An 855-nucleotide genomic window follows, 5' to 3' on the forward strand; every position below is an offset into this window, starting at 1 on the left:
CTCTATTTTATCAATTTTTGTCTCTATACGGCTTCATGAGGTGAGTTTTAGGATTCTTTTGAGGTTGACAGCAAATATGGCCATTGCCCCTTGCATTTCCATGCTGTTTAAGCCATAGGATATCGCCCTTTGATACCCGTGAACATTCTTTAATTCACTGTTTTTAGCTTCGATTTTGTAGCGATGCTTTGACTTTTCCTTAAAGTACGCTGTCTGCTCAAAAGCCATTTGCTCCTGATGCAATGTGGATTTTATGGATACCGAATAGGTCTTTGTCCTCGCTCTGGGTTTGTAGCATCCTTCTCTTAAGGGGCATGCCTTACACTTCTCTACATCGAAGTAATAAGTGTCCACTTGGTTTTCACCCACGCCTTTCCTGCCTTGTCGCGCCTTTCGAGTGGCCAGATGACCGGCCGGACAAACGAACATGTCTGCATCTTTGTTGTAATCGAACTTATCCTTATCTTTTCGAAAACCCTGGGTTATTGATGGGTTTAGACGGGCCACGACTTTTATGTTCTGTTGTTGTGCTTGGTTTAAGTTTTCTTTTCCTGAGTAGGCTGCATCACCTATAATGGTGTCAACATCAATTCCATTGTTCTGGCTTATTTCCAAGAGCTTTGGAAGCTGTGAGCCATCCCCCTTTTCACCTGAAGTGACTGTTGCTGCCGTAATGATGCGCTCCTCGGTCATTGCCAGATGTGTCTTGTACCCAAAGAAAGAACTGTCGGCAGACTTATGGCCTGTTTTGGCTTCCTTGTCTTTGGATAGCGTGTGACGCTCCTGCGTATCGGCAATGGTTTCGGCCAACAGGTTGAGCTTTTCTTTTACAGCGGGAATCGAACTTAAAGATAA

Annotated in this window: 1 protein-coding gene; it reads right to left on the reverse strand. The window is 44.3% G+C overall.

Annotation, left to right across the window (positions count from 1 at the left end):
- Window positions 1–33 precede the first annotated feature (33 nt).
- Window positions 34–855, reverse strand: an 822-nt coding sequence (locus UXI14_RS18050) for a transposase (RefSeq protein ID WP_335967364.1), incomplete at its 5' end; no start/stop codon positions are given.

This window comes from Galbibacter sp. PAP.153 (assembly GCF_037029175.1).
GTDB classification, from domain to species: domain Bacteria; phylum Bacteroidota; class Bacteroidia; order Flavobacteriales; family Flavobacteriaceae; genus Galbibacter; species Galbibacter pacificus.